Genomic DNA, 26,748 nt, shown 5'->3' on the forward strand with positions numbered 1-26,748 from the left:
TCGGGGCAGGCGCGCGCGACCGCTACTGGTCGTAGGAGAGCGTCACCGTGTCGCCGCGGTACACCGTGGCCCCGGCGCCCGGGTCAGTACCGGTCACGGGGAGCTTCGACTTCCAGTCGTAGAACCCGCACAGGATGTTCGTGCAGTCCGGCACGGCGACCTTGAGTCCGAGGCCCTCGAGCGTCGCGGTGGCCTCGTTGATCGTGGCGCCGACGACGCCGTCCTCGGGAACGGTGATCGGCGTCGGGCCCTTCGACACGACGACGTCGATCGCGGTGCCGCGCACGGCGGGGGAGTCCTGCACCTCGGCGGAGACGATCTGCCCGGAGGGGACGTCCTCGCTGAACTCCTCGGTGCGGGCGCCGAGGATGAGGCCGACCGCGTCGAGCTCGGCGGAGGCCTGGTCGACGGTCTTCCCGACGACGTCCGGCACGGCGCCGAGGGACACCGTGAGCGTGACCGGGCCGGTCTCGCCGTAGGCCTTGACCGACGTCAGGTCGAGCGCCTTGCCGCCGGACGCCCGGCCGGTCGCCGCGATGACGGTGTCCTTCGCGGCGTCGGCCGAGAACTCGTACCGGTTGTCCTGCAGCTCGAAGTCGTCGTCGAGCGCCGCGGTGACGGTGGAGAGCGGCTGCCCGACGATCGTCGGCAGCGCGATCATCTTCGGCCCGTTCGACACGACGAGCTGCACCGACGTGCCCTTCTGCACCTCGCGCTTCGCGGCCGGCTTGGTGATGGACACCTGTCCCTTCGCGACGACGGCGTCGAACCGGGTTCCGGTCTTCGACGCCGCGTGCAGGCCCTGGGCTTCGAGCAGCTGCCGGGCCTGCGAGACCGACTTGCCCGTCACTTCGGGGATGCGCACGTTGCCACCCGGCCCCGGCCCGAAGTACCAGCCGAAGCCCGCGCCGATGAGCAGGAGCACGACGAAGACCGACAGCGCGATCCAGCCGCGCTTGCGACGCTTCGCGGAGAGGTCGGCCAGGCGCTGTCCCGCGGGCGAGAGCACGCCGGGCTGCGCGCCCGTGCGGCGCGGGCCCGGACCGGTGTTGCGGCCTCGGGTCGTGGGACGCCCGCGGTCGGGGCTGTCGATGATCGCCGTGGCCTCGGTGGCCGCCGGTGCGTCGGCGGCAGCAGCGCGGGCACCAGCGGCAGCAGCGCCGACACCAGCAGCGGCCCCGCCGCCGGACGGCAGGATCGCGGTCGCGTTCTCGGGCCGCAGCACGGCGGTCCGGTACTGACCCGTGGCACGCTGCTGGTTGCCCGCCATGTGGTCGAGCATCTCGCGCGCGTCGCGCGGGCGGTCCTCGGGGTCGCGGGCGGTCGACCAGGCGACGAGCTCGTCGAGCTCGGGCGGGACGCCGGCCACCGCGGCACTCGGGACGGGCACCGTGTCGTTCGCGTGCTGGTAGGCGATCTGCATCGGCTGCTCGCCCTTGTAGGGCTGCTCGCCGGTGAGCATCTCGTAGAGCATGATGCCGAGCGCGTAGATGTCGCTGCGTGAGTCGGCGGCGCCACGGGTGACCAGCTCGGGGGAGAGGTACGCGATCGTGCCGAGCAGGGCGGCCCCGGTCGCGGTGTTCGCCGTCGTCGCCCGGGCCAGGCCGAAGTCGCCGAGCTTGATGCGGCCGTCGTCGGCGAGCAGGACGTTCTCGGGCTTCAGGTCGCGGTGCACGATGCCGGCGCGGTGGGCCGAGGCGAGTCCGGCCAGCACGGCGCGCAGGATGTCGGTCGCCTGCTCGGGCGTCAGGGCGTGGTGCTCCTGCAGCAGGTCCCGCAGCGTGATGCCCGGGATGTACTCCATGACGATGTACGCGGTGTCGTCCTCGGCGCCCTGGTCGTAGACGCCGACCAGGTTCGGGTGGGACAGCCGCGCGGCGGACCTCGCCTCTTGGATGAAGCGCTCACGGAAGGCCTGGTCGTCGGCCAGGTGCCCGTGCATGATCTTGATCGCGACGCGTCGCTCGAGGCGGACGTCGGTCGCGAGGTACACGGTCGCCATGCCCCCGCGCGCGATGCGGGAGCGGACGCGGTACCGCTGATCGATCATGCGACCGATCATCGGATCCGTGGCGGCGTTGGTGGTCATCGGCGGCATTCTACGAATCGAGACTGCACGACACCGCACCGGCGCACCGGTCGTGACCCAATCTCGATCTTCCGGATGAGACTCAGAGGGTGGCCAGCCAGCCCTGGGCGGCGCTCGCCCAGTTGGCGTAGGCCTTGGGGTAGGCAGAGAGCTGCACGGCCTGGGCGGCGTCGGTGATGCTCATCGACGACCACCCGGGCACGTCGAGCAGCCCGCGGGTCTTGCCCACGTTCGGGTTGCTGCGACCGCCGAAGAACAGCTTCGTCGCGTACGCCGGATCCTGCAGCTTCGCCGCGCTGCCCCAGCCCTGGCTCGGCCGCTGCTGGAACAGGCCGACCGAGTCGCGGTCGCCGTGGGGCAGGTTGCGCAGGCTCGACTCCTGCATCGCGGCGGCCAGGGCCACGACGATGCCGCGGTCGGACACCCCGAGGGAGCGGCCGACGGCGACGATGGTGGCCGCGTTCTGGCGCTGCTCGGCACTCAGTCCGACGGCGGCGCTCACCGCGGCACGCGACGGAGCCGCGGCGGTCGTCGCAGCAGTGCTCGACGACGGGATGACGAGGGTCTTGCCCGCGTAGATCGTGCTCGTGTAGGTCAGGCCGTTCGCCGACAGCAGTGTGGCTACGGAGACGTGGTGGGACGCAGCGATCGAGCCGATCGTGTCGCCCGAGGAGATCTTCACACTCGACTTCGACGAACCCGACGAACCCGACGACGCTGCGGCCGTGGACACCGAGCCGCCACCGGACGAGCCGTGCGGCACCCGGAGCGTCTGACCGGGGTAGATCACGCTGCGCTGCGAGAGCTTGTTGGCGCTGAGGAGCGCCGTGGTCGACACGCCGACCCGCGACGCGATGCCGGACACGGTGTCGCCCGATTTCACGTGGTAGCTCGAGGTGCTCGACCCGGAGCCGGACGTCGATCCGGCGCTCGTGATCGTGCGCGCCGTGGTCACCGCGGGCGTCGACGCCAGGTGCAGCGTCTGCCCGGGGTGGATGATCGTGTTCCAGCCGAGGCCGTTGCGCACCAAGACCTCCTGCGCCGACAGGCCGAACCGGGCGGCGATGCCCGAGACCGTGTCGCCCTGACGGACGGTGTAGGTCGTGGGGGTCGCTGCCTTCGTCGTCGCGGCGACCGTCGTGACGACGGTCTGCGACGGACGTGCGACCGCGGTGCCGAAGACCGGACGGCTGCCGACGTAGCGGTCCTGGTCGACGTGACGCTTGTGGTTCGAGTCCGCGTCGTCGTGTCGCGGTTCGGCGTGGGCGACCGGGCCGGTCAGGCCGGCGGTCACCGCGATCGTGCCCGCGAGGACGATGGGCATGGTCGCGAACCGGGCGGATCGTGCGCGCCGGGCGGCTTCGTCTGCAGCGTTGTCCACGGTTTCTCCTGATCTCGACTGTCCCGTGCGCGTGCATGCGCGCACTCACAGGTGGCACAACGCTGGCATGGTGTGATTCCCAAGTCAACCAGAGAGCCGGATGTGGTGCGTGTGACGAATGTGACGAACGTTGCGTACTCACTCGGTGCCCCGCTCTGGCACCATGGGCGTGTGAGTGCTGCACCCGTCGACGACCTCTCCCTCTCCGAGCGCTGGCTGACCGTCCCCGAACTGGTGGACCTGTTCAGCACCAGCCCCGGCCGGATCCACCGCCTGTTCGAGGAGAAGACCCTGCTGGCGGCCCGCGTCGGTGGTGTCCTGCGCGTGCCGAGCGAGTTCCTCGAGGACCGCGAGCCCATGCCCGAGCTGCGCGGCACCCTGACCGTGCTCAGCGACAACGGCTTCACCGACGACGAAGCCGTCCGCTGGATGCTCACGGTCGACGACTCGATGGGCGTCTCGCCCATCGCGGCGCTGCGCGCCGGACGCAAGGCCGAGGTTCGTCGCGTGGCCCAGTCGCTGCTCTAGACGCGTTCCGGATGGACGGGAGGCCCGTGGCGGTGTCGCCACGGGCCTCCCGTCTGTCCTGGGGTCGCGTCTAGGACGACCGGCGGCTGACCGTGTCGGCCAGCGACGCGAGCTGCTCTCGTGCCGACGGCGTCAACGGCGACGCGTCGAGCGCCGCCTTCGCACGCTGCACGTGCCGGTCGATGGAACGCTCGACCGCGGCGACCGCACCGGACTCGGTGAGGGTGGCGCGGAGCATCTGCACCTGCTCCTCGTCGAGGTCGGGGTCGCCGAGGAGCTCGTCGAGCAGCTGCCGCGGGCCACTGGCCAGCGCCTTGCGGGCCGAGGCGATGAGCACGGTCCGCTTGCCCTCGCGCAGGTCGTCGCCAGCGGGCTTGCCGGTGACCTCGGGGTCGCCGAAGACGCCGAGCATGTCGTCGCGTAGCTGGTAGGCGACGCCGAGGGGGAGCCCGAAGGCGCGGAGGCCCTCGAGCTGCGAGTCGCTCGCGCCGGCCACCAGCGCGCCGATGACGAGCGGTGCCTCGATCGAGTACTTCGCGGACTTGAAGACGATGACGCGCTGGGCGCGGAGCAGGTGCTCGGACTCGTCGATGACGGGCCAGGCCGTTTCTTCGTGCACGTCGAGGTACTGGCCCGCGGTGACGTCGAGGCGCATCGCGTGGAACTCCTGGCGCACGATGCGTGCGCGCACGGGGTCGAGGAGCGCGAGGCCCTCGTCGAACACCGAGTCGCTGAGCGACAGCAGCAGGTCACCGAGCAGCAGTGCCGAGTTCGTGCCGTACTGCCCGCGGTCGCCGACGAAGCCGGACTCCTGGTGGAGGGACTCGAAGCGGCGGTGTGCTGCAGGACGCCCGCGGCGGGTGTCCGAGCGGTCCATGATGTCGTCGTGCACGAGCGCCGCTGCGTGGAACACCTCGAGCGCCGCGGCGACCGTGACGATCGCCTCGGCCGTGGTCTGGCGGGAGCCCTCGGCGAGCGGGTCGAACGAGCCCGAACGGCCCGCCACCGACTGCCACCCCCAGTAGCAGAACAGCGCCCGGAAGCGCTTGCCGCCGGACAGCAGATCTCGGGCGTACAGGTCGAACGGGGCGAGATCGGGGCTGATCGCGAGGAGCCGTTCACGCTGCTCGTCGAGTGCCCGGTCGATACGCGCCGATACGAGGTCCACTAATCGCGTACTCTCAGCCACAGTCCCTACCCTAGTGGAGCGGTTGGGACATAGAATCGGTCCACTCAACCGAGTGTTTTCCAGCCCGGTTGTTCAACCCCGCGTCGATCCCAGGAACAGAGGGAACCAAGATGCCGCTCTCGGAACAGGAGCAGCGCCTTCTCGAAGAGATGGAGCGCAGCCTCTACCAGAACGATTCCGATTTCGTGGCGCGTGTCACACGTCGACAGGGTCGTCCGACGTACACAGCCATCACGCTCGGGGTGCTCGGTGCACTCGCCGGCGTCGCGATCGTGATCGTCGGTCTCGTGATCAAGGCCCCGCTGCTGGGCATCCTCGGCTTCGTCGTGATGCTCGCCGGTGTCCTCTTCGCGTTGCGCCCGGGCATGCGTGCCCCGAAGGCGAAGCCCGCTCGACCGGGCAAGCCCGCGTCCGGCGGTTCAGCCCGCCCGGTCAACGGCGGCGGCGGCTCCTTCATGGACCGCATGAACGACCGCTGGGACAAGCGGAACGACCAGGGGCAGTAGCAGCCCTCCACACTCCTCCCTCGAGACGGGGCCGGCCTTCGGGTCGGCCCCGTTTCGCGTTCCCGGAGCGTCCCCGTGGCGGGCACCCCCGTCGAGGTTCCGAAATCTGGGCATCTCGCGCGCCCGGGCGTCCGTTTGTGGAACCTCGGCGACTCACGCGCGGCATGTCGTGGAACCTCGGCGCCGTGGCTCGCCGTGGCTCGCGGTACCCCGGCGCGCCACGGGACGCTCCACTGGCTGCGAAAGTCCTCCACTTTCCTCCACACCCGGCACCCCCGCCCGGATCCCCGGTACGACGGGCATCCGCCACGGCCGGCCGGGCCCCGGCGCTGCCGAAAGGGCCCCAAAAGGGGTGCCACGGGGCGAAAAGGGAGCGGAATCCTGGCCGCGGGGAGGGCAGTGGAGTAAAGTGGGGCTCGCAACGGTCCGGTGGAGCGGAGGGGAGGCCCGACGTGCTGCTCGGTACTCATGCCCCGAAGCTCGACGAGAAGGGTCGCGTGATCCTCCCCGCCAAGTTCCGGGACGAACTGTCCGGGGGACTCGTGATGACCCGCGGCCAGGAACGCTGCGTCGTGGTCTTCAGCGCCCGGACGTTCGAGGAACTCCACGAACGCATCCGGACCGCACCGATGACGTCGAAGCGCACCAGGGACTACATGCGCCTGTTCCTCTCGGGGGCCAGCGCTGAACAGCCCGACAAGCAGAACCGCGTGACGATCCCGCAGAACCTCCGTGAGTACGCGGGGCTCGAACGGGACCTGACGGTCATCGGCAGCGGTGACCGTGCCGAGATCTGGTCGACCACCGCGTGGGAGGCCTACTACGCCGAAGCCGAAGAGGCGTTCGCCGACAACGACGAGGAGGTGATCCCGGGGATCTTCTGATCCGTGGATCGGGACTCCCAGCCGTGAAGCCCTGACATCACTTCCCCGATGTCAGGTCGCATGGATGGGGATCCGGACCCGCGGCCCGGAAGACGAGGGGCTGCACATGGCCGACAACGACAACGGGACACCACGCTTCCCGCACACGCCGGTGATGCTCGAGCGCATCGTCGACCTGTTCACGCCGACGCTCGACGGACCGGGCAAGGTCGTCGTCGACGCCACGCTCGGCATGGGCGGACACTCCGAGGGGCTGCTCGAGCGGTTCCCGGACCTGACGCTGATCGGTCTCGACCGTGACACCGACGCCCTCGGCATCGCGGGGGAGCGCCTTGCCCGCTTCGGCGACCGCGTCCGCCTGGTGCACACCGTGTACGACGGCATCGTCGACGCGATCGAGGGCGAGGGCTTCCGCCAGGTCGACGGCGTGCTGTTCGACCTCGGGGTCAGCTCGCTGCAGCTCGACCGGGCCGAGCGCGGCTTCGCGTACAGCCAGGACGCCCCGCTCGACATGCGCATGGACCGGACCGAGGGGCAGACCGCCGCCGACGTGCTGGCCACCTACGACGAGGGCGAACTGCGCCGCATCTTCCAGCGCTACGGCGAGGAGAAGCTCGCCGGCCGCTACGCCCGGGCCATCGTCGACCGCCGCGCGAGCGCACCGTTCACGATGTCCGGCGACCTCGTCCAGGTGCTCCACGACGCGACCCCGGTCGCGATCCAGCGCCAGGGCCACCCCGCGAAGCGCGTGTTCCAGGCGCTGCGCATCGAGGTCAACGCCGAACTCAGCGTCCTCGAACGTGCGATCCCGGCGGCGCTCGACGCCATCGCGGTCGGCGGTCGCATCGTCGTCGAGTCCTACCAGTCGCTCGAGGACCGCATCGTCAAGCGAGCACTGGTGGAGCGCACGAAGTCGAGCGCCCCCGCCGGGCTGCCGGTCGAGCTCCCCGAGCACGCCCCCACCTTCTCCCTGATCGTCAAGGGCGCCGAGCTGGCCGACGAGGCCGAGCGCGCCGCCAACCCCCGAGCAACACCCGTGCGCCTGCGCGCGGCCGAGCGGATCCGGAAGTGACATGAGCACGAACCTCGCACTCGTCGACCCCGCCGTCGTCGCGCCCCGCGCCCCGCGCCCGGACCGCCAGAGCCGACCGGAGCTCGTCGAGGTCACGCCGACCGCGGCGCAGCGCCGCGCTCGCCCCCGCATCGGCTACGCCGTCACCGCGGTCGTCGCCCTCGGCGTCCTGCTGCTCGCCCAGCTCGGCATCAGCATGGTGCTCAGCCAGGGGGCCTACACGCTGAGCGCGCTCGGCGCGGAGCAGACGAACCTGTCCCGCACGCAGCAGTCGCTGTCCGAGGAACTCCGGGTGCTCGACTCGCCGCAGAACCTGGCCCGCAACGCGCAGTCCCTCGGGATGATCGCGAACTCCACGCCGGTCTACCTCGACCCCAAGACGGGCCGGGTCTACGGCACGCCGACCCCGGCGGTCGCCGACCAGGCCACCGCGAGCACGGAGAACCAGGTGCCGAACTCCCTGCTGAACGACGTCCCCCTCGCTGCGAAGCAGGGCGACACGTCGACGAGCAAGGAGACGGGCCCGACCACGGGCAGCACCAGCACCGACGCGAAGGCCGAGGGCACTGCCGGCAGCACCACCGGCACCGCCGCGTCTGAGAAGACGAGCGGCGCCAGCGCGTCGGACGGGGGTTCTTCGAAGTCCTCCGTAGAGTCCGATGCGAACCAGCTCCAGGCGCCCTCCACCCGGTGACCTGCGGGTCTGAACCACCCTCAGCACCATCCGGGAAGGACCGCACCGCGTGACGAAGACGATCCGCAACCGCCGACTGCGCTACAGCATCGTGATGATCGCCGTGATCGCCCTGGTGGGTGTCTTCGTGGTCCGCCTCGTCGACATCCAGGTCGTGCAGGCCTCGGCCCTCAACGAGCAGTCGACGCAGAAGCGCAGCATCCCGGTGACGATCTACGGCACCCGCGGGTCGATCGTCGACCGCAACGGGACGGAACTCGCCGACAGCGTCACCCGGTACAACATCACCACCGCCCCGCGCCTGGTCAAGAAGTTCACGGGGAAGCTCGGCGGGACCCGGGTCAAGGACATCAGCGTGTCGACGGCGCTCACCGCCCTGGCGAAGGCCTCGGGCGGCGACGTCGCGACCATGCGGAAGAACATCGCCGCGAACCCGAAGTCGGACTTCGCCTACCTGGTGAAGGGTCTCGACGTGAAGCACTACGAGGCCGTCACCGACCTCGGCATCCCGTGGATCTACAAGGAGCAGCAGGCGTCGCGGGTCTACCCGACGGGTGCGACCACGGGCAACGTCACCGGCTTCATGGGCACCGACGGCGCACAGGCCGGCCTGGAGTACGCCTACAACAAGTGCCTCGCGGGCACGAACGGCTCGGAGACGTACGAGCGCGGTGAGGACGGCGTCCAGCTGCCGGGCAGCACCGTGACGAAGAAGCAGGCGAAGGACGGCGGCACGCTCGTCACGACGATCGACAGCGACCTGCAGTACATGGCGCTGCAGACCATCGCGTCCGCCGCGAAGTCCCTGCAGGCCGAGTCCGCGACGGCCACGGTCACGAACGTCAAGACGGGTGAGCTGCTCGCGGTCGCCGACTACCCGACCGTCGACCCGAACGACGTGGACGCCACCACCGACAAGGGAGCTTACGGTTCTCGAGCGCTCACGTCGAGCTACGAGCCCGGATCGACGATCAAGGCCGCCATCGCCGCGGCCCTGATCGACCAGGGCAAGTCGAGTCCCACCGACCAGGCGGTCGTGCCGTACTCGCGCACGTTCCCCTGGGGTGGCACGATCCACGACTCCGAGTTCCACGAGACCGAGAACCTGACGCTGACCGGCATCCTGCAGAACTCGTCGAACGTCGGCATCACCGAGCTCGGGTCGCGTCTCACCGCGCAGCAGCGGTACGACTACATGCAGAAGTTCGGACTGTTCGAGCCGGAGTCGGCGATCGACTACCCGGGCCAGCCGTCGATGGACTACGGCTCGAGCCCGAACTGGGACCAGCAGACGAACATCAACTCGATGTTCGGCCAGGGCATCTCGACGACCGCGGTCCAGGTCGCCAGCGTGTTCCAGACCATCGCGAACGACGGTGTCCGGATCCCGCTGCACTTCGTCAAGGGCTGCACCACCTCGGACGGCAAGACCATCGACGCGCCCGACGTGCAGAAGCAGCGCGTCGTGTCCGCCGCCGCCGCGACCCAGGTCACCGACATGCTCCAGAGCGTGGTCACGGGCGGCACGCTCGTGGGCATGAAGCCGATCTCGGGCTACAACATCGCTGCGAAGACCGGTACCGCCGAGGTGGCAGAAGGCTCGAAGGGCTACGGCGGTCAGCGCATCACCTCGGTGGCCGGAATGGCACCCGCCGAAGACCCCCAGTATGTTGTCACGGTGACGTTCACGAAGCCGCAGACCAACAAGTGGTCGAGCGGAGCGGCTCCGGCGTTCCGCACACTCATGTCCCAGGTGCTCGAGAAGTACCGAGTAGCCCCCTCAGCGTCCGAGGCGAAGCTCTACCCGTCCACGTGGTGAGGAAGAAGGAACACTTGTCCGCACGGATCCCCCCGGTCCTCCGGCCCGAACACCCGACCCCGAGGGCGGTCGCCGAACTCGCGAACGCGTTCGGCCTCCGCGTCGTCGGCTCCGTCGACGCCGTCGAGACGACCGGTGTCACGCTGAGCGCCGCCGAGGTGCAGCCGGGTGACGTCTTCGTCGGCGTGCACGGTGCGAACCGTCACGGCGCGGAGTTCTCCACCGAGGCCGCCGAGCGCGGTGCCGTCGCCGTCCTGACCGACGACGCGGGCGTGGAGAGCGCACGAGCGGCCGGCCTGCCGGTCCTCGTCGTGGACGACCCCCGTGCTGCCCTGGGCGACGTGTCCGCCTGGGTGTACCGCACCCATCCGGACGAGGCCACCGACCTGCCGCAGCTGTTCGCCGTCACCGGCACGAACGGCAAGACGAGCACGTCGTACATCCTCGAGGGGATCCTCAAGCAGCTCGGCCTGGTCACCGGCCTGAGCTCGACCGCCGAGCGCCACATCGGCACGCTCAGCGTGACGAGCCGCCTCACCACGCCCGAGGCCAGCGAGATGCACGCGCTCCTCGCCCGGATGCGCGAGAGCGAGGTGCGCGCGGTCGCCGTCGAGGTGAGCGCGCAGGCCCTCAGCCGCCACCGGGTCGACGGCATCGTCTTCGACGTCGCGGCCTTCACGAACCTGTCGCACGACCACCTCGACGACTACGCCGACATGGAGGAGTACTACCAGGCGAAGCTCCCGCTGTTCCAGCCCGAGCACGCCCGTCGCGGCGTCGTCTCGCTGGACACCGACTGGGGCCACCGTGTGGTGCAGGACTCCCGCATCCCGGTCACGACGATCACGGTGCACCCGGACGTCGAGGCCGAGTGGCACGTCGACATCGTCGAGGCGCACGCCGCGTACACCGAGTTCCGCCTGACCGGTCCCGAGGGCCGCGAGCTCACCACCCGTGTGCCCCTGATCGGCTGGCACATGGCCGCGAACGCCGCACTGGCGATCGTGATGCTCGTCGAGGGCGGTTTCGAGCTCGGTGCCATCGCGCACGCGCTCGACAGCAACCACCGTCGGTACCCCGACGAGGACGACCGCGACGAGCACGAGGCCCGAAGCGACCGCGACCGCGACGGCGACGTGCGCCGCGTCTCCGCCATCGAGTGCTACCTGCCCGGCCGGACCGAGCGTGTCTCGGGCGAGCACGGCCCGAGCGTCTACGTCGACTTCGGTCACAGCGCCGACGCGTTCGAGAACACCCTCGCGGCCGTCCGCCAGTTCACGTCCGGCAAGGTCCTCATGCTGTTCGGCGCCGACGGCGACCGCGACACCACGAAGCGCGGCGACATGGCCCGCGTCGCAGCGGCCGGCAGCGACATCCTCGTCGTCACCGACCACCACCCCCGCTTCGAGGACGCCGCGTCGATCCGGAAGACCCTGGTGGACGCCGCGCGCGAGGCGTTCCCGGACCACGAGCTGCACGAGGTGAGCCCGCCCGAGGCCGCCATCCGCCTGGCCGTCGGTCTGCTCGGCGACGGCGACTCGATCCTCTGGGCCGGCCCCGGCCACCAGGACTACCGCGACATCGCCGGTGTCCGCACCCCCTACTCGGCACGCGACGAGGCCCGTCAGGCCCTGCGCGAAGCCGGTTGGGAGCCGAACTCCGGTCCGGCCGAGGACCTCCGATGATCGCGCTCACCCTCGCCGAGATCGCCACCGCGGTCGGCGGCGAGCTGATCGGTGGTGCCCAGGCGACCGACGTCGCCGAGCCCGGCGACCTGGTGGTGGAGGGCTCGGTCGAGACCGACTCACGCCTGGTCCGCCCCGGCAGTGTCTTCTTCGCCCTGCCCGGCGAGGTCACGGACGGGCGCCACTTCGTGCCCACCGCGACGGAAGCCGGTGCCGCGCTGGTCATCACGCCCGAGCGCGTCGAGACCACCGCGCCGCAGATCGTCGTCGCGGACGGCTACGCAGCACTCGCCGCGCTCGCGCACGAGGTCGTCACCCGGGTCAGGATGGCATCCGCCGACCGCGTCGACGCCGAGGGGCGTCCGGCACCGCTGAAGGTCGTCGGCATCACCGGCTCGAACGGCAAGACGAGCACGAAGAACATGCTCCGGACGATCCTCGAGCAGCACGGCGAGACCGTCGCGCCCCAGGGGTCCTTCAACAACCACGTCGGGGCACCGATCTCGATGCTCCGGGTCACGTACGACACCCGGTTCCTGGTCGTCGAGATGGGGGCGAGCGGCGTCGGCCACATCGCGGCGCTCGTCCGCATCGCCGAGCCGGACGTCGGTGTCGTGCTCAAGGTGGGGCTGGCGCACGCCGGCGAGTTCGGTGGCATCGAGGCGACGCAGCGCGCGAAGTCCGAGATGGTCACCGACCTGCCCGCCTCCGCGACCGCGCTGCTCAACGTCGACGACGACCGGGTCGCGTCGATGCGCGACCTGACGGCCGCCCAGGTGGTCGGCTTCGGCACGTCGGCGGATGCCGACTACCGCATCACCGACATCGAGACGGACCGCAGCGGCACCCGCTTCACCCTCACCGCGCCTCCCGTCCCCGCAGGCGACCCGTCTGCAGACGGAGGCCGACGTGGGCCCACGCCGCCGGTTCCGGATCGACGCGCCAGCGGCGAGACGGCCGTGCCGGCGGGGAGAGGCCCGGATCACGTGGACGTGCGCCTCGCGATCCTGGGTGAGCACCACGCGATGAACGCGGCCGCCGCCCTGACGGTCGCCCACCGCTGGGGCGTCCCGCTCGCCGACGGCGCCGCGGCGCTCGCGTCGATGACGCGCGCCGAGCGCTGGCGCATGGAGCTGCTGCAGGGCGGCCCCGAGGGCGTCACCGTGATCAACGACGCCTACAACGCGTCGCCGGACTCGACCGCAGCGGCGCTGCGGACCCTGGCGCAGATCGTGCGCCCGGGGGAGCGGACCGTCGCCGTGCTCGGCGAGATGGCCGAGCTCGGCGAGTTCTCGACCGAGGAGCACGACCGCATCGGTCGGCTCGTCGTCCGTCTCGGCATCGGTCAGCTCGTGGTCGTCGGCCGCGGCGCGATGCCCATCCACCAGGCCGCCACCCTCGAGGGATCGTGGGACGGCGAGTCGGTGTTCATCGAGGACGTCGACGACGCCGTCCGGTCACTCCAGGACATGCTCCGCCCCGGCGACGTGGTCCTGGTCAAGTCCTCGAAGTCGGCCGAACTGCGATTCCTCGGCGACCGCCTCGGAGGTGTCACCGAATGATCGCGCTCCTCATCGCCGGCGCTACGTCGCTGGTGTTCACGTTGCTGCTCACACCGTTCTTCATCAAGCTGTTCCACCGTCTCGGGTGGGGGCAGTTCATCCGTGACGACGGTCCGCAGTCGCACCACACCAAGCGCGGCACCGCGACGATGGGCGGCATCGTCCTCATCATCGGCGCCGTGATCGGGTACTTCGTCGGCCACCTGGTCGGACGTGACTCGATCACGCTGTCCGGCCTGCTCGTGCTGTTCCTCATGGTGGGGCTGGGCTTCGTCGGGTTCATCGACGACTTCCTCAAGGTCCGGCGCCAGCGGAGCCTCGGGCTCGGCGGGTGGGCCAAGGTCCTCGGCCAGGTCATCGTCGGCGTCATCTTCGCCACGGTCGCCCTGGTGGTGCCGACGTCGAACGGCAAGCCCCCGGCGTCGACCATGATCTCGGCGATCCGGGACATCCCGTGGCTCGACTTCATGGCGCTCGGCACCGTCATCGGCACCGTGCTGTTCCTGGCCTGGATCGTGCTGCTCACGGTGTCGACGTCGAACGGCGTCAACGTCGCGGACGGGCTCGACGGTCTCGCGACCGGCTCGAGCATTCTGGCGATCGGTTCGTACGTCATCATCGGGTTCTGGCAGTCCAACCAGATCTGCGGTGGTGCCCGTCTCGACGCGAACACGGAGCACGCCTGCTACACCGTGAGCAACCCGCTCGACCTGGCGGTCGTCGCGGCCGCGGTCTGCGGTGGACTCATCGGCTTCCTCTGGTACAACACCTCGCCGGCGCAGATCTTCCTCGGCGACACCGGTTCGCTCGGCCTCGGCGGGGCGCTGGCGGGTCTCGCGATCCTCAGCCGCACCGAGCTCCTGCTCATCCTGATCGGCGGCCTGTTCTTCATCGTCACCGGCTCGGTCATCCTGCAGCGGGCGTACTTCAAGATCACCCACGGCAAGCGGATCTTCCGGATGAGTCCGCTGCACCACCACTTCGAGCTGAAGGGGTGGGCCGAGGTGACGGTCGTCGTCCGGTTCTGGATCATCGCGGGGCTCTTCGTCGCCGCGGGGGTCGGCCTCTTCTACCTCGAATGGATCGCACGTGTCGGCTGACCGTCTCGCCTCGCTCGACAGCTGGTACTCCAAGGGGTGGAAGGGTCTGAACGTCGCCGTCCTCGGGCTCGGCGCGACCGGGTTCTCGGTCGCCGACACCCTGGTCGAGCTCGGCAGTGCAGTGACGGTGTACTCGACCGACGCACCGTCGGACAGCGTCGAGCTGCTCGACGTCATCGGCGCGCGCTTCGTGCAGACGCCGCTCGACACCGTGCCGACCGCGCTGCAGGAGCAGGCACCGGACGTCGTCATCGTGTCGCCCGGCCTGCCGCCGCACAACGCGACCGTCGAGTGGTCCGTCCAGAACAGCACCGTCTGGGGTGACATCGAGCTCGCCTGGCGCGTGCGCGACAAGGTCGTGCGCGGTCCGGTCGCGGCCCCGTGGATCACGATCACCGGCACGAACGGCAAGACCACCACGACGCAGCTCACGACCGCGATGTACGAGGCCGGCGGCCTGCGTGCCGTGGCCTGCGGCAACATCGGCGTGCCGGTGCTCGACGTCGTCCGCGACCCGGACGGTTACGACGTGCTCGTGGTCGAGCTCTCCAGCCACCAGCTGCACTACATGGCTACTTCGGGCGACGGCGCGGTCGTGCCGCTCGCGAGCGCCTGCCTGAACATCGCCGACGATCACCTCGAGTGGCACGGCTCCGCCGCGGCGTACCGCGCCGCGAAGGCCAAGGTCTACGAGCGCACCGTGATGGCGTGCGTCTACAACACCGCCGACGACGTCACACGCGACATGGTGCAGGACGCCGACGTCGTCGAGGGCTGCCGTGCGGTCGGCTTCACGCCGGGCGTGCCCGCGCCCGGTGACGTCGGCATCGTCGAGGACGTCCTGTGCGACCGCGCCTTCACCGAGGACCGTCGGAACAGCGCGCTCGAACTGTCGACCGTCGCCGACCTCGAGGTCGCCGGGCTCGCCAGCCCGCACATGACCATGAACGTCCTGGCCGCCGCGGCCCTCGCCCGAGCCGGCACCGTCCAGCCGAGTGCGATCCGCTCCGCCGTCCGGGCCTTCCGCGCCGACCACCACCGCACGGAGCTCGTGGCGGAGTCGGCCGGCATCGCGTGGGTCGACGACTCGAAGGCCACGAACCCGCACGCCGCTACCGCCTCGCTCGCCTCGTTCGACACCGTGGTGTGGATCGTCGGCGGTCTGTTCAAGGGCGTCGACGTCGACGGGCTCGTCGCGCGCTTCGGCCCCGAGGTCCGTGCCGTCGTCGTGATCGGCACCGACCGGACCCCCGTCCTGGAGGCATTCGCGCGACACGCGTCCGGGGTGCCGGTGCTCCAGGTGGAGACGACGGACACTGATCAGGTCATGCCCGAGGCGGTCCGGCATGCCGCATCGGTCGCGAGGCCGGGCGACACGGTCCTCCTCGCCCCGGCGGCTGCGTCGTTCGACCAGTTCGGCTCCTACGCCGACCGGGGGCGTCGTTTCGCGGCGGCGGTCCACGAGCACCTGGGAGGCAACGCCGATGGCGACGACGGATCTTCCGAACAGTCGTAGCACGCCGGCGACGGGCAACCCGCGTCGCACGAACGGTGCACTCGTCGCCGTCAAGAACGTCTTCGTCGCCGAGTCGAGCACCTTCTACACGATCCTCGGCGTCACGCTCTTCCTGGTCGTCTTCGGCGTCGTGATGGTGCTGTCGTCGTCGAGTGTCGAGCAGTACGCCGCGACGCACGACTTCTTCGGTGCGGCGTCCCGCCAGGGTCTGTACGCCGTCCTCGGCGTCCCGCTCATGCTCATCGCGAGTCGTGTGCCGACGCGCCTGTGGCGGAAGTGGGCGATGCGACTGCTCGGCGCTGCGCTCGTCCTGCAGCTGCTCGTGTACACACCGCTCGGCATCGACGTCCAGGGCAACCGGAACTGGATCGGCATCGGCTCGTTCACCGCGCAGCCGTCCGAGGTCGTCAAGCTCGGCCTGGTGCTCGGCATCGGCGCGATCATGTACGTCAAGCGCGACAAGCTCGACGACTGGAAAGAGGTGTTCATCCCGATCGGGATCGCTTCGCTCCTGTCGCTCGGCCTCGTGATCCTCGGTGGCGACCAGGGCACCGCGATGATCATGCTCATCCTGGTCCTCGGTGCGCTCTACGTCGGCGGGGCCCGCGCCCGGCACCTGCTCGTCGGCCTGGCGGCGATGGCGGTCATGCTGCCGTTCGTCACGATGGCATCGTCGTCCCGTCAGGTACGCATCAGCGCGTGGCTGTCCGGCTGCACCGACTCGAACCAGTACGCCGACCTGTGCTGGCAGCCCGTGCACGGCATGTGGGCGCTGGCGTCCGGTGGCGTGTTCGGCGTCGGACTCGGCAACTCGAAGGCGAAGTGGTCGTGGCTGCCCGAGGCGGACAACGACTACATCTTCGCGATCATCGGCGAAGAGCTCGGCCTGATCGGCGCCGTCGTCGTCCTCGCACTGTTCGTCGTGCTCGCCGTCGGCATGATCAAGATCATCCGGCAGTCCCGCGACCCCTTCGTGAAGACGGTCACGGGCGGCATCCTCGCGTGGATCATCGGCCAGGCGCTCGTGAACATCGCCGTGGTCCTCGGCCTGCTGCCGGTCCTCGGCGTCCCACTGCCGCTGATCTCGGCGGGCGGGTCCGCGCTCATCATGACCCTGGTGGCGATCGGCGTCGTGCTGTCGTTCGCCCGCGACCTGCCCGGCAAGAACGACCCGCGCACCACGAACGCGCCCCTCGACAGCACCACCACGAACGGACGACTCCGGTGAGCAAGTACCTCTTCGCCGGCGGGGGCACCGCCGGACACGTCAACCCCCTGCTCGCGGTCGCCGACCGGCTGACCGAGCGCGAGCCGGATGCCGAGGTGCTCGTCCTGGGCACCGCCGAAGGCCTGGAATCCCGCCTGGTGCCGATGCGCGGGTACGAGCTCCTGACGATCCCGCGCCTGCCGTTCCCCCGGAAGCTGAACGGCGCGGCCCTGCGCTTCCCGCGGCGCTTCGCCGCGGCCGTCAAGCGCACCGAGCAGATCATCCGCGAGCACGAGGTCGAGGTCGTCCTCGGCGTCGGCGGCTACGCGGCGGCACCGGCGTACATCGCGGCCCGGCGCACCGGCACCCCGATCGTCGTGCACGAGCAGAACGCGAAGCCGGGGCTGGCGAACCGCCTCGCCGCGTTCCTCACCGAGCACGTCGGCCTGACCTTCTCGAACACCCGACTGCGGCACGGCCGGGTCGTCGGCATGCCGCTCCGGCGCGAGATCGAGTCGCTCGACCGCCGTGCCAGTCGGCCTGCGGCCCTCGCCGAGTTCGGGCTCGACCCGGCTCGCCCCGTGCTCCTCGTCACAGGTGGTTCCTCGGGCGCCCGCAGCATCAACCGCACGATCAACAAGTCGGCGGCGACCATCGTGGGCGCCGGCTGGCAGGTCCTGCACGTCGTCGGGGCGGCGTCCGACATCGGTCCGAGCGACCTCGACGGGTACCACGTGCTCGCCTACTGCGACCGGATGGACCTGGCGTACGCGGCGAGCGACTTCGTCGTGTCCCGCTCCGGCGCCGGCATGGTCTGCGAGCTTACCGCGGTCGGGCTGCCGAGCGTGCTCGTGCCGTACCCTGTCGGCAACGGCGAGCAGCGGCACAACGCGAAGGACGTCGTCGACGCCGGGGGAGCAGTGCTCGTGGCGGACGGGGAATTCGACCCCGACTGGGTGACGTTCCAACTCCTGACCATCCTGCAGGACCGGGCCCGCATCGCGGACATGACGGTCCGGGCGGGCAGCGTCGGACACCGCGACGGCGCGGACCGGATGACCGACCTCGTCCTGGACGCCGCACGAGGTGCCGCACGAGGAACCGCACGAGGCAACGGCGCCGCCAGCACCACGGAGGAACCATGACCATCAAGCCGGACCTGACGCAGCCGATCCCGGACGACCTCGGCACCGTGCACTTCGTCGGCATCGGCGGCGCCGGCATGAGCGGCATCGCCCGGATGTTCATCGCCGCTGGCCACCGCGTGACGGGCAGCGACTCCCGCGAGACCGAGACGACGGGCATCATGCGCGACCTCGGCGCCGCGGTGCACATCGGCCACGACGCCGCGAGCGTCGGCGACGCGGACACGATCGTCGTCACGAGCGCGCTGTGGCCGGACAACCCCGAACTGCTCGAGGCGCAGCGCCGCGGCCTGCCGGTGCTGCACCGGTCCCAGGCCCTCGCCGCCCTCATCGCCGAGCACCGCCTCGTCGCGGTCGCCGGCGCGCACGGCAAGACCACCTCGACCGGCATGATCGTCACCGCGATGGTCGAGCTCGGCCTCGACCCGAGCTTCGTCAACGGCGGCGTCATCCAGTCGCTCGGCACGAGCTCGGCGCCGGGCTCGAGCGACCTGTTCGTGGTCGAGGCCGACGAGTCCGACGGTTCGTTCCTGCTCTACGACGTCGCCGTGGCCCTCATCACGAACGTCGACGCGGACCACCTCGACCACTACGGCAGCGAGGAGGCCTTCACCGAGGCGTTCGTCGAGTTCGCCGCGAAGGCGAGCGAGCGCATCGTGATCTCGAGCGACGACGCCGGCGCGAAGACCGTCACGGCGGGCATCCGCGCGCGTGCCGACGCTCCCGAGGTCGTGACCTTCGGCGAGGCCGTCGACGCCGACGTGCGCATCGAGGGCATCACCGAGTCCGCCGGCGTCGAGGTCGACTTCCGTGCGGCGGGCGAGGCACACCACCTGACGCTGCGCGTGCCGGGCCGGCACAACGCGATCAACGCCGTCGGTGCCTTCGCGGTCCTGACCGGCCTGGGCGTGAGCGCCGCCGACGCGATCCGCGGACTCGAGGCCTTCGGCGGCACCCAGCGCCGCTTCGAACTGCACGGTGTCGAGCGGGGTGTGTCGGTCTACGACGACTACGCGCACCACCCGACCGAGGTCGCCGCGGCGCTCAAGGCCGCCCGCAACGTCGTCGGCGACGGCCGCATCATCGCCATCCACCAGCCCCACCTGTACTCGCGCACCCGTCTGATGGCCGGTGACTTCGCGCGGGTCTACGAGGAGCTCGCCGACCACACGGTCGTCCTCGACGTCTACGGCGCGCGCGAGGACCCGGAGCCCGGCGTCACCGGCGCCCTGGTGCAGGAGCGCTTCGCCGACCAGTCCCGCGTGGAGTTCCTGCCGGACTGGGACGAGGCCGCCACCCGTGCCGCCGAGGTCGCCCGCGACGGCGACATCATCATGACGCTCAGCTGCGGTGACGTGTACCGGATCATCCCGCAGGTGCTGGGAGCGTTGGTCCGGTGAGGCGACCCGAGGGGTTCGACGAGGGGGACGCCCGCAGGGACGCCCCGGTCGAGGGCGCCGACGCGCCCCGGCAGCGTCGTGGCCCCTCGATGCCGCGGCTCCCGTTCCGTGGGCGCACACCTGACGACCGGGAGGCCCGTCCCACGCCCGACGACGAGACTCCGGTCGTCGAGACCCCGGCCTCCACCACCCCGACCACCGATGCCGTCGACTCGACGCGCGACCGCGTCGGCACCCTCGCGGGCGCGGCCGGCCGCCGCGTCGGCGCCGGCCTCGGGGCCGTCGCCGACCGCCTGCGGGAGTACACACCGGACGAGGACCACCGTGACCCGCGCCCCGACGCGGGCAACGCGCCCCGAGGAGACGGGGCGCAACGACCGTCCGGGGGCGCGGCGGGCAGTGCACGCGACCACGACGCGACCGTCACCGACGTGCTCGACGCGGGCAGTGCCTCCCGGCCGCTCCAGCACGACGACGCACCCATCGGTGCCGGCGTCCGCGCTGCGGAGACCGCGCGTGAGGCGCGCATCGCGAAGCGTCGCCGTCGCCTGCTCGAGCGGGCCGAGGTGCGGCGGTTCACCCGGCGCAGCCGCCACCGTCGCGCCGCGTGGATCACCGCGGCCGGCATCGTGCTCGTGCTCGGCGTCTCGATCCTGGTGGCGGTGTTCTCGCCGCTGATGGCCCTGCAGACGATCGAGGTCAAGGGCACCAACCGCGTCGACGAGACCGCGTTGCGGCAGGCCCTGTCCGACCAGATCGGCACCCCGCTCGCGCGGCTCGACTTCGACGAGATCAAGCAGGACATCGCCGGCTTCCCGCTCATCGAGAGCTACGTGACCGAAGAGGCCCCGCCGCACACCCTCGTCGTGACGGTGACCGAGCGCACCCCCGTCGTGGCCGTGAAGTCCGGCAGCTCGTTCGACCTCGTCGACCCGGCCGGCATCGTCGTGCAGTCGTCGCCGCAGCGTCCGGCCACCATGCCGCTCGCCGACATCGCTCGTGCGCGCCTCGGGTCCTCGAGCTTCCGCACGATGACCGAGGTCGTGCTGGCGCTGCCGTCGACCGTCCGGTCGCAGGTCACGCGGGTCGCCGGGTCCACTGCCGACGACGTGACCCTGACGCTCAAGGACGGCTCGACCGTCGTGTGGGGGAGCCCCGACGACTCCGAGGCGAAGGCCGCGCTGCTCGCCGCCCTGGTGAAGGACCACGCGGCGCGGAACCCGGGTGTCGTGGTCGAGTACGACGTGTCCGCACCGGACAACGGCGTGATCCGCGCGAAGGACTGAATTGCCGACCTGATCGGCGACACGCGGCGTGGCGGGGCGACAGTGCGCGGAACCCACCCGTAGCGTCGAAGCCAGCACCACATCTACCAGCATTGCCCCTGAACTTCAAGTAGAGGTTGAGGGTTCAACCGGAGGCCTGACTGACGTGACCACGAACCACAACTACCTCGCCGTCATCAAGGTCGTCGGTGTCGGCGGCGGCGGCGTCAACGCCGTCAACCGGATGATCGAACTCGGCCTCCGTGGCGTCGAGTTCATCGCGATCAACACCGACGCGCAGGCGCTGCTGCTCAGCGACGCCGACGTCAAGCTCGACGTCGGCCGCGAGATCACCCGCGGCCTCGGCGCCGGCGCGGACCCCGAGGTCGGCCGTCGTGCCGCCGAGGACCACGCCGAGGAGATCGAAGAGGCCCTCGCCGGTGCCGACATGGTCTTCGTCACCGCCGGTGAAGGCGGTGGGACCGGCACGGGTGGTGCGCCCGTCGTCGCCCGCATCGCCAAGTCCATCGGCGCGCTCACCATCGGCGTCGTCACGAAGCCGTTCAGCTTCGAGGGCAAGCGTCGTCAGTCGCAGGCCGAGAACGGCGTCGCCGGGCTCAAGGACGAGGTCGACACGCTCATCGTCGTGCCGAACGACCGCCTGCTGGAGATCAGCGACCGCGGCATCTCGATGGTCGAGGCCTTCGCCACCGCCGACCAGGTGCTCCTCGCCGGCGTGCAGGGCATCACCGACCTCATCACCACCCCGGGCCTCATCAACCTCGACTTCGCCGACGTGAAGTCCGTCATGCAGGGTGCGGGTTCCGCGCTCATGGGCATCGGTTCCTCGCGGGGTGCCGACCGCGCCATCAAGGCCGCGGAGCTCGCCGTGGCGTCGCCGCTGCTCGAGGCCTCGATCGACGGTGCGCACGGCGTGCTGCTCTCGATCCAGGGTGGCTCGAACCTCGGCATCTTCGAGATCAACGACGCCGCCCGTCTGGTGCAGGAAGCCGTGCACCCCGAGGCGAACATCATCTTCGGAGCGGTCATCGACGACACCCTCGGCGACGAGGTCCGCGTGACCGTCATCGCCGCGGGCTTCGACGGCGGCGAGCCGGCGCAGCAGCAGAAGGAGCGTCGCTCGAGCTACGTCGACCCCGAGTCGAGCGCGACGGCCCCCGTCGCCGCGTCGACCGGCGCGATCGAGGACTCCAGCACGTCGAGCCCCTCGTGGGCCTCGCAGGAACACCAGCCGCCGGTGCAGCGCGCCGCCGACCCGGCGTTCGACGACGACGACGAGCTCGACGTCCCCGACTTCCTGAAGTAACCCTCCCGTTGGTAGCCGACACGCGCCTCCAGTTCGCCTCGTCACCTGATGACGGATCGTCGCCTCGTGACGACGGACTGGAGGCGCGTGTCGCGTCCGTCCGGAGTGGCATCGCCGACGCGGCGCGCGCCGCAGGGCGTTCGGCCGACGACCTCACGCTGATCGTCGTCACGAAGTACCACCCGGCGTCCCTCGTCCGTGCGCTGGCGTCACTCGGCGTCACCGACGCGGGGGAGAACCGCCACCAAGAGGCACAGGCCAAGGCCGCGGAACTCGCCGACCTCGACCTGACCTGGCACTTCATCGGGCAGCTGCAGTCGAAGAAGGCCCGGCAGGTCCGTCGGTACGCGCACGTCGTGCAGTCCCTCGACCGCACGTCGGTGGTGGACGCCTTCGCACCGACCGAGGCCGAGCCGGAGCCGCCGGTCATCGACGGGTTCGTGCAGGTCAACCTGACCGACGACCCCGGCCGCGGCGGTGTGCAACCGGACGACGTCGAGGCGATGGCCGCACGCGTGCTCGAGACCGGCACCATCCGGCTTCGCGGGGTCATGGCCGTCGCGCCGCTGGACGAGGAACCCCGTGCGGCGTTCGCGCGACTGCGGGCGATCTCGGACCGGGTCGTGGCGCTCGAACCCGGCGCCACCGACATCTCGGCCGGCATGAGCGGCGACTACGCCGACGCCGTGCTCGAGGGCGCGACACACCTGCGGATCGGCACCGCAATCACGGGAAATCGGCCGGCGGCACCCTAGCCTCGTTGCAGGGCATCCACGTGCACCAACTTCCGGAGGAACCATGGCCAACCCGCTGAAGAAGACGATGGTCTACCTCGGCCTCGCCGACGAGGAACTCGACTACGAGGACGAGCAGCCGCAGCAGGCCGCGCCCGCGCGCCAGCAGGCCCCTGCCACTCCGGCTGCAGCCCCGCAGGAGGCCCCCGCCCCGGTGGACGCTCCCGCGGCCGCCGCAGCTCCGGCAGCCGCCCCGGCCGCTGCTCCGGCGAAGACGCACACCCACCAGCGCGGCGCCCAGGTCACTCCGCTCCGCCGCTCGCACACGACCGCACAGAAGGCGACCCCGGTCCAGGAAATGAACGAGATCCTCACCGTCCACCCGCGCGAGTACAAGGACGCCCAGTCCATCGCCGAGAGCTTCCGCGACGGGATCCCCGTCATCATCAACCTCTCGCAGATGACCGAGAACGACGCCCGACGCATGATCGACTTCGCCTCCGGCCTGTCGCTCGGCCTGTACGGCAAGATCGAGCGCGTCACGAACAAGGTCTTCCTGCTGTCGCCCGCACACGTCGCAGTGAGCGGTGAGCCGGCTGAGGTAGAGTCCGACATCGAGGCGAACTTCTTCGCCCAGTCCTGAGCCGTCCCCCGGCCACCCGCCCGTGAGCGTCGTCGCATGACGGCACTCGCCCGAGACGAGCGAGCCCCATCGTGTCCGTGATCCTAGGGATCATCTCCCTCGCCCTCCTGCTGTACTTCTTCGTCATGTGGGGGCGGTTCGCGCTCGACCTCGTGCAGAACTTCAACCGGTCCTGGCGGCCGCGCGGGGGCCTGCTCGTGGTCTCCGAGTTCGTCTACACGATCACCGATCCGCCGATCCGCGCGGTTCGGCGGGTCCTGCCGCCGCTCCGCATGGGGCCGGTGGCACTCGACTTCGGCTGGACGATCGTCATGCTCGTCGTGATCATCGCCCGGGTCGTCGTCAACGGCATCGCCGTCGCGGTCTGACCCGATCCAGGCCCGTTCCTGGCTCGATCCAGGCCCGTTCCTGGCTCGATCCAGGTCCGCGACACGCGCCGCGCCGACACCGCGGTCATCGTTCCGCCCCATCGTCGGTGTACGGTGGTCGGGATCGATGCTCGCCTCCGGCGCGGCATCCGCACCACAGGGCGTGACTGGTAAGTTCGGTCGCGACGCAAGTGGTTCCACACGTTCAGCAGTTCTATTGAGGTGACGGCAATGGCTTTGACGCCGGAAGACGTAGTCAACAAGCGGTTCCAGCCGACGAAGTTCCGCGAGGGCTACGACCAGGACGAGGTCGACGACTTCCTCGACGAGGTCGTGGTCGAGCTGCGTCGCCTGACCGCGGAGAACGACGAGCTCCGCCAGCGCCTGCAGGCGGCCGAGTCGGCCCCGCAGTCGGCGCAGGCCGAGCAGCCCGCTCCGGCGGCCGAGCCGGAGCCCGTGCCGGCCCCGGTCGAGGTGGCTCCCGAGCCCGCTCCGGTCGCAGCGGCCGCCCCGGCGACCACGGTCCCGGCGGACGAGGACACCGAGGGCACCACGAACCTCCTGACGCTCGCGCGTCGTCTCCACGAGGAGCACGTCCGCGAAGGCGTCGAGAAGCGCGACGCGCTCATCGCCGAGGGCACCGCCCAGGCAGCGCGTCTCGTCTCCGAGGCCGAGGCCAAGCAGCGCCAGATCATCGCCGACACCGAGAACACGAACCGTCAGCGTGTCCAGGTGCTCGAGCAGGAGCAGCGCCAGCTCGAGGGCAAGATCGACGAGCTCCGGACGTTCGAGCGCGACTACCGCGCCCAGCTCAAGAGCTACATCCAGGGGCAGCTCTCCGAGCTCGACTCCTCGAACGAGCAGTCCGGTCTCACCCCGGCGCCGGCATCGGCGCAGGGCTTCGGCAACTGACGTTGTCGCGACCAGCATCACGAGCGAAGGTCAGTGTCCGCGCGATCGCGGCACTGGCCTTCGCCGCTGTCGTGGTGGTGGCGTTCGACCAGGTCGCGAAGGCGCTGGTCGTCGCGAACCTGCCGTACGGCACCCCCGTCCCGATCCTGGGCGGGGCGCTCCAGTTCCTGTACGTCCGGAACCCCGGAGCGGCGTTCTCCTTCGCGGTGAACATGACGTGGGTGTTCTCGATCATCTCGGCGGCGGTCGTCGTCGCGATCATCATCTACTCGCGTCGGATCCGGTCGATGTGGTGGGCCGTCGTGCTCGGCATGCTGCTGGGTGGCGCGCTCGGCAACCTGATCGACCGACTCTTCCGTGAGCCCGGCTTCGGCCGCGGCCACGTGGTCGACTTCATCTCGACGCCGTGGATGATGCCGGCGATCTACAACGTCGCCGACTCGTTCATCTGCATCAGCATGGTGGTCTTCGTGCTGCTGGTGATCCTCGGGGTGAACCTCGACGGGTCCCGCGCGGTCTCCGCCAAGCGCGCTGCGCAGGCGGACACGGCGGAGCCGCTCGACGGTGGGGCCGCGTTCTCGGCGCCCGCAGCCGACGCTGCAGCGCCTGCAGCCGACGCGGCATCGCCCGCAGCCGACGTGGCGGAGCCGGAGCGGGCCTCCCGTCCGGCGCAGCACGACCGGCGCGACGCGCTGGGGCACGACGCCACGTGACCGAGTCGCGTTCCCTTCCCGTCCCCGACGGGCTCGCCGGCGAGCGTGTCGACGCCGCCATCGCGAAGCTCCTCGGGTTCAGCCGGTCGTTCGCGGCCGACGTGGTCGCAGCCGGTGGGGTCCGGGTCGACGGCGTCCCCGTCGACAAGTCCGACCGCCTGCACGCCGACTCGTGGCTCGAGGTCGAGTGGTCCCCGAAGGAGCCGCCGCGCATCGTGCCGGCGGCCGTGCCCGGGATGACGATCGTGCACGACGACGAGGACATCGTCGTCGTCGACAAGCCCGTCGGCGTCGCCGCACACCCCTCGCCCGGATGGGACGGCCCGACCGTGCCCGGAGGCCTCGCCGCAGCGGGCTTCACCATCGCGACCTCGGGCGCCGCCGAGCGCGCGGGCATCGTGCACCGCCTCGACGTCGGCACCTCGGGACTCATGGTCGTCGCGAAGACCGAGCTCGCCTACACCCACCTCAAGCGCGCCTTCAAGGAGCGCACGGTCGAGAAGGTCTACCACGCGCTCGCGCAGGGGCACCCGGACCCGACCTCCGGCACCGTCGACGCCCCCATCGGTCGGCACCCGTCGAGCGACTGGAAGTTCGCCGTCACCGCCGACGGCAAGCCGAGCGTCACCCACTACGAGACGCTCGAGGCGTTCCGCTCGGCGACCCTGCTCGAGGTGCACCTCGAGACCGGGCGCACCCACCAGATCCGCGTGCACATGGCCGCGACCCGCCACCCGCTGATCGGCGACACGATGTACGGCGCCGACCCGGTGCTGGCGCAGGAGCTCGGGCTGACCCGCCAGTGGCTCGACGCCGTGCGACTCGGGTTCGACCACCCGCGCACCGGCGAGTGGGTGTCGTTCCAGGCGGAGTACCCCGACGACCTGCGCCTCGCGCTCGACCGCATCCGAGCCGCCTCGTCCTGACGCGCGCGCTCGTCGCGTAGGTCGCGCGTCGCGTCGGTCGCGTGATCCCGTCGTGCCGCCGAGGTTCCGATATCTCGGCATCT

Annotated in this window: 24 protein-coding genes; 21 read left to right on the forward strand and 3 right to left on the reverse strand. The window is 70.6% G+C overall.

Going from position 1 to position 26,748, the window contains the following annotated elements; all coding sequences use genetic code 11:
• Positions 1-22 precede the first annotated feature (22 nt).
• Together pknB and DEJ14_RS07590 are read right to left on the reverse strand one after the other, a co-directional pair.
• Entirely contained in the window at positions 23-2,089 is a 2,067-nt protein-coding gene (pknB, locus tag DEJ14_RS07585) for a Stk1 family PASTA domain-containing Ser/Thr kinase (protein WP_111085816.1), read from the reverse strand.
• An 82-nt stretch (positions 2,090-2,171) separates the two neighbouring features.
• Positions 2,172-3,470 (reverse strand): LysM peptidoglycan-binding domain-containing protein, encoded by a 1,299-nt coding sequence (locus tag DEJ14_RS07590; protein ID WP_111085796.1) that lies wholly within the window; start codon positions 3,468-3,470, stop codon positions 2,172-2,174.
• Positions 3,471-3,641: 171 nt separating this feature from the next.
• Between DEJ14_RS07590 and DEJ14_RS07595 the strand changes: the two genes are divergently transcribed.
• Positions 3,642-3,998: an Rv2175c family DNA-binding protein gene (locus tag DEJ14_RS07595; protein ID WP_111085815.1), complete on the forward strand. Its 357-nt coding sequence runs from the start codon at positions 3,642-3,644 to the stop codon at positions 3,996-3,998.
• Positions 3,999-4,068: 70 nt separating this feature from the next.
• On the opposite strand, the gene DEJ14_RS07600 is transcribed toward DEJ14_RS07595, so the two are convergent.
• Positions 4,069-5,187, reverse strand: coding sequence for a polyprenyl synthetase family protein (locus DEJ14_RS07600; RefSeq protein ID WP_111085795.1), 1,119 nt, complete (start codon positions 5,185-5,187; stop codon positions 4,069-4,071).
• Positions 5,188-5,297: 110 nt separating this feature from the next.
• On the opposite strand from DEJ14_RS07600, the gene DEJ14_RS07605 reads away from it, so the two are divergent.
• The 20 genes from DEJ14_RS07605 to DEJ14_RS07700 all read left to right on the forward strand — a co-directional run bounded on the left by DEJ14_RS07605 (position 5,298) and on the right by DEJ14_RS07700 (position 26,665).
• Positions 5,298-5,693: an SCO2097 family morphological protein gene (locus tag DEJ14_RS07605; RefSeq protein ID WP_111085794.1), complete on the forward strand. Its 396-nt coding sequence runs from the start codon at positions 5,298-5,300 to the stop codon at positions 5,691-5,693.
• A 452-nt stretch (positions 5,694-6,145) separates the two neighbouring features.
• The gene (gene mraZ / locus DEJ14_RS07610; protein WP_071254530.1) at positions 6,146-6,577 is read left to right on the forward strand and encodes a division/cell wall cluster transcriptional repressor MraZ; all 432 of its coding nucleotides are present in this window, start codon (positions 6,146-6,148) and stop codon (positions 6,575-6,577) included.
• Between the two features lie 106 nt (positions 6,578-6,683).
• On the forward strand, positions 6,684-7,649 hold the full coding sequence (gene rsmH / locus DEJ14_RS07615; protein ID WP_111085814.1) for a 16S rRNA (cytosine(1402)-N(4))-methyltransferase RsmH: 966 nt from the start codon (positions 6,684-6,686) through the stop codon (positions 7,647-7,649).
• A 1-nt stretch (position 7,650) separates the two neighbouring features.
• Positions 7,651-8,343, forward strand: coding sequence for a cell division protein FtsL (gene ftsL, locus DEJ14_RS07620; RefSeq protein ID WP_111085793.1), 693 nt, complete (start codon positions 7,651-7,653; stop codon positions 8,341-8,343).
• 49 nt (positions 8,344-8,392) lie between these two features.
• Positions 8,393-10,162 (forward strand): peptidoglycan D,D-transpeptidase FtsI family protein, encoded by a 1,770-nt coding sequence (locus DEJ14_RS07625; RefSeq protein ID WP_111085792.1) that lies wholly within the window; start codon positions 8,393-8,395, stop codon positions 10,160-10,162.
• Between the two features lie 14 nt (positions 10,163-10,176).
• Complete coding sequence (locus DEJ14_RS07630) at positions 10,177-11,847, forward strand: Mur ligase family protein (RefSeq protein ID WP_111085791.1); 1,671 nt, start codon at positions 10,177-10,179, stop codon at positions 11,845-11,847.
• The gene (locus DEJ14_RS07635) at positions 11,844-13,409 is read left to right on the forward strand and encodes a UDP-N-acetylmuramoyl-tripeptide--D-alanyl-D-alanine ligase (protein ID WP_111085790.1); all 1,566 of its coding nucleotides are present in this window, start codon (positions 11,844-11,846) and stop codon (positions 13,407-13,409) included. The genes DEJ14_RS07630 and DEJ14_RS07635 overlap by 4 nt, the downstream gene beginning before the upstream one ends.
• Positions 13,406-14,509 carry a phospho-N-acetylmuramoyl-pentapeptide-transferase gene (mraY, locus tag DEJ14_RS07640; RefSeq protein WP_111085789.1) on the forward strand — a complete coding sequence of 368 codons (1,104 nt, stop codon included), beginning with the start codon at positions 13,406-13,408 and terminating at the stop codon, positions 14,507-14,509. The genes DEJ14_RS07635 and mraY overlap by 4 nt, the downstream gene beginning before the upstream one ends.
• Entirely contained in the window at positions 14,499-16,025 is a 1,527-nt protein-coding gene (gene murD, locus DEJ14_RS07645) for a UDP-N-acetylmuramoyl-L-alanine--D-glutamate ligase (RefSeq protein WP_111085788.1), read from the forward strand. The genes mraY and murD overlap by 11 nt, the downstream gene beginning before the upstream one ends.
• On the forward strand, positions 15,994-17,253 hold the full coding sequence (gene ftsW, locus DEJ14_RS07650) for a putative lipid II flippase FtsW (RefSeq protein WP_111085787.1): 1,260 nt from the start codon (positions 15,994-15,996) through the stop codon (positions 17,251-17,253). The genes murD and ftsW overlap by 32 nt, the downstream gene beginning before the upstream one ends.
• On the forward strand, positions 17,250-18,377 hold the full coding sequence (murG, locus tag DEJ14_RS07655; RefSeq protein WP_111085786.1) for an undecaprenyldiphospho-muramoylpentapeptide beta-N-acetylglucosaminyltransferase: 1,128 nt from the start codon (positions 17,250-17,252) through the stop codon (positions 18,375-18,377). The genes ftsW and murG overlap by 4 nt, the downstream gene beginning before the upstream one ends.
• Positions 18,374-19,777 carry a UDP-N-acetylmuramate--L-alanine ligase gene (gene murC / locus DEJ14_RS07660; protein ID WP_111085785.1) on the forward strand — a complete coding sequence of 468 codons (1,404 nt, stop codon included), beginning with the start codon at positions 18,374-18,376 and terminating at the stop codon, positions 19,775-19,777. The genes murG and murC overlap by 4 nt, the downstream gene beginning before the upstream one ends.
• The gene (locus tag DEJ14_RS07665) at positions 19,774-21,063 is read left to right on the forward strand and encodes a cell division protein FtsQ/DivIB (protein WP_111085784.1); all 1,290 of its coding nucleotides are present in this window, start codon (positions 19,774-19,776) and stop codon (positions 21,061-21,063) included. The genes murC and DEJ14_RS07665 overlap by 4 nt, the downstream gene beginning before the upstream one ends.
• 145 nt (positions 21,064-21,208) lie before the next feature.
• On the forward strand, positions 21,209-22,369 hold the full coding sequence (ftsZ, locus tag DEJ14_RS07670) for a cell division protein FtsZ (RefSeq protein ID WP_111085783.1): 1,161 nt from the start codon (positions 21,209-21,211) through the stop codon (positions 22,367-22,369).
• Between the two features lie 8 nt (positions 22,370-22,377).
• Positions 22,378-23,124, forward strand: coding sequence for a YggS family pyridoxal phosphate-dependent enzyme (locus DEJ14_RS07675; RefSeq protein ID WP_111085782.1), 747 nt, complete (start codon positions 22,378-22,380; stop codon positions 23,122-23,124).
• 43 nt (positions 23,125-23,167) lie between these two features.
• Positions 23,168-23,746, forward strand: a complete 579-nt coding sequence (locus DEJ14_RS07680) for a cell division protein SepF (protein WP_111085781.1) — start codon at positions 23,168-23,170, stop codon at positions 23,744-23,746.
• A 71-nt stretch (positions 23,747-23,817) separates the two neighbouring features.
• On the forward strand, positions 23,818-24,114 hold the full coding sequence (locus DEJ14_RS07685; protein WP_111085780.1) for a YggT family protein: 297 nt from the start codon (positions 23,818-23,820) through the stop codon (positions 24,112-24,114).
• Positions 24,115-24,345: 231 nt separating this feature from the next.
• Positions 24,346-25,026, forward strand: coding sequence for a DivIVA domain-containing protein (locus tag DEJ14_RS07690; RefSeq protein ID WP_181437567.1), 681 nt, complete (start codon positions 24,346-24,348; stop codon positions 25,024-25,026).
• Between the two features lie 2 nt (positions 25,027-25,028).
• Positions 25,029-25,739: a signal peptidase II gene (lspA, locus tag DEJ14_RS07695; RefSeq protein WP_258373295.1), complete on the forward strand. Its 711-nt coding sequence runs from the start codon at positions 25,029-25,031 to the stop codon at positions 25,737-25,739.
• Positions 25,736-26,665, forward strand: a complete 930-nt coding sequence (locus tag DEJ14_RS07700) for an RluA family pseudouridine synthase (RefSeq protein WP_111085778.1) — start codon at positions 25,736-25,738, stop codon at positions 26,663-26,665. Before lspA ends, DEJ14_RS07700 begins: the two co-directional genes overlap by 4 nt.
• Positions 26,666-26,748 lie beyond the last annotated feature (83 nt).

The organism is Curtobacterium sp. MCJR17_020 (assembly GCF_003234365.2).
GTDB lineage: Bacteria > Actinomycetota > Actinomycetes > Actinomycetales > Microbacteriaceae > Curtobacterium.

Bases quoted from the DNA above. Each gene is read 5' to 3' on its own strand.
- pknB (WP_111085816.1), bottom strand. From the start codon at position 2,089: ATGACCACCAACGCCGCCACGGATCCGATGATCGGTCGCATGATCGAT.
- DEJ14_RS07605 (WP_111085794.1), top strand. From the start codon at position 5,298: ATGCCGCTCTCGGAACAGGAGCAGCGCCTTCTCGAAGAGATGGAGCGC.
- rsmH (WP_111085814.1), top strand. From the start codon at position 6,684: ATGGCCGACAACGACAACGGGACACCACGCTTCCCGCACACGCCGGTG.
- ftsL (WP_111085793.1), top strand. From the start codon at position 7,651: ATGAGCACGAACCTCGCACTCGTCGACCCCGCCGTCGTCGCGCCCCGC.
- DEJ14_RS07635 (WP_111085790.1), top strand. From the start codon at position 11,844: ATGATCGCGCTCACCCTCGCCGAGATCGCCACCGCGGTCGGCGGCGAG.
- mraY (WP_111085789.1), top strand. From the start codon at position 13,406: ATGATCGCGCTCCTCATCGCCGGCGCTACGTCGCTGGTGTTCACGTTG.
- ftsW (WP_111085787.1), top strand. From the start codon at position 15,994: ATGGCGACGACGGATCTTCCGAACAGTCGTAGCACGCCGGCGACGGGC.
- murC (WP_111085785.1), top strand. From the start codon at position 18,374: ATGACCATCAAGCCGGACCTGACGCAGCCGATCCCGGACGACCTCGGC.
- DEJ14_RS07680 (WP_111085781.1), top strand. From the start codon at position 23,168: ATGGCCAACCCGCTGAAGAAGACGATGGTCTACCTCGGCCTCGCCGAC.
- DEJ14_RS07690 (WP_181437567.1), top strand. From the start codon at position 24,346: ATGGCTTTGACGCCGGAAGACGTAGTCAACAAGCGGTTCCAGCCGACG.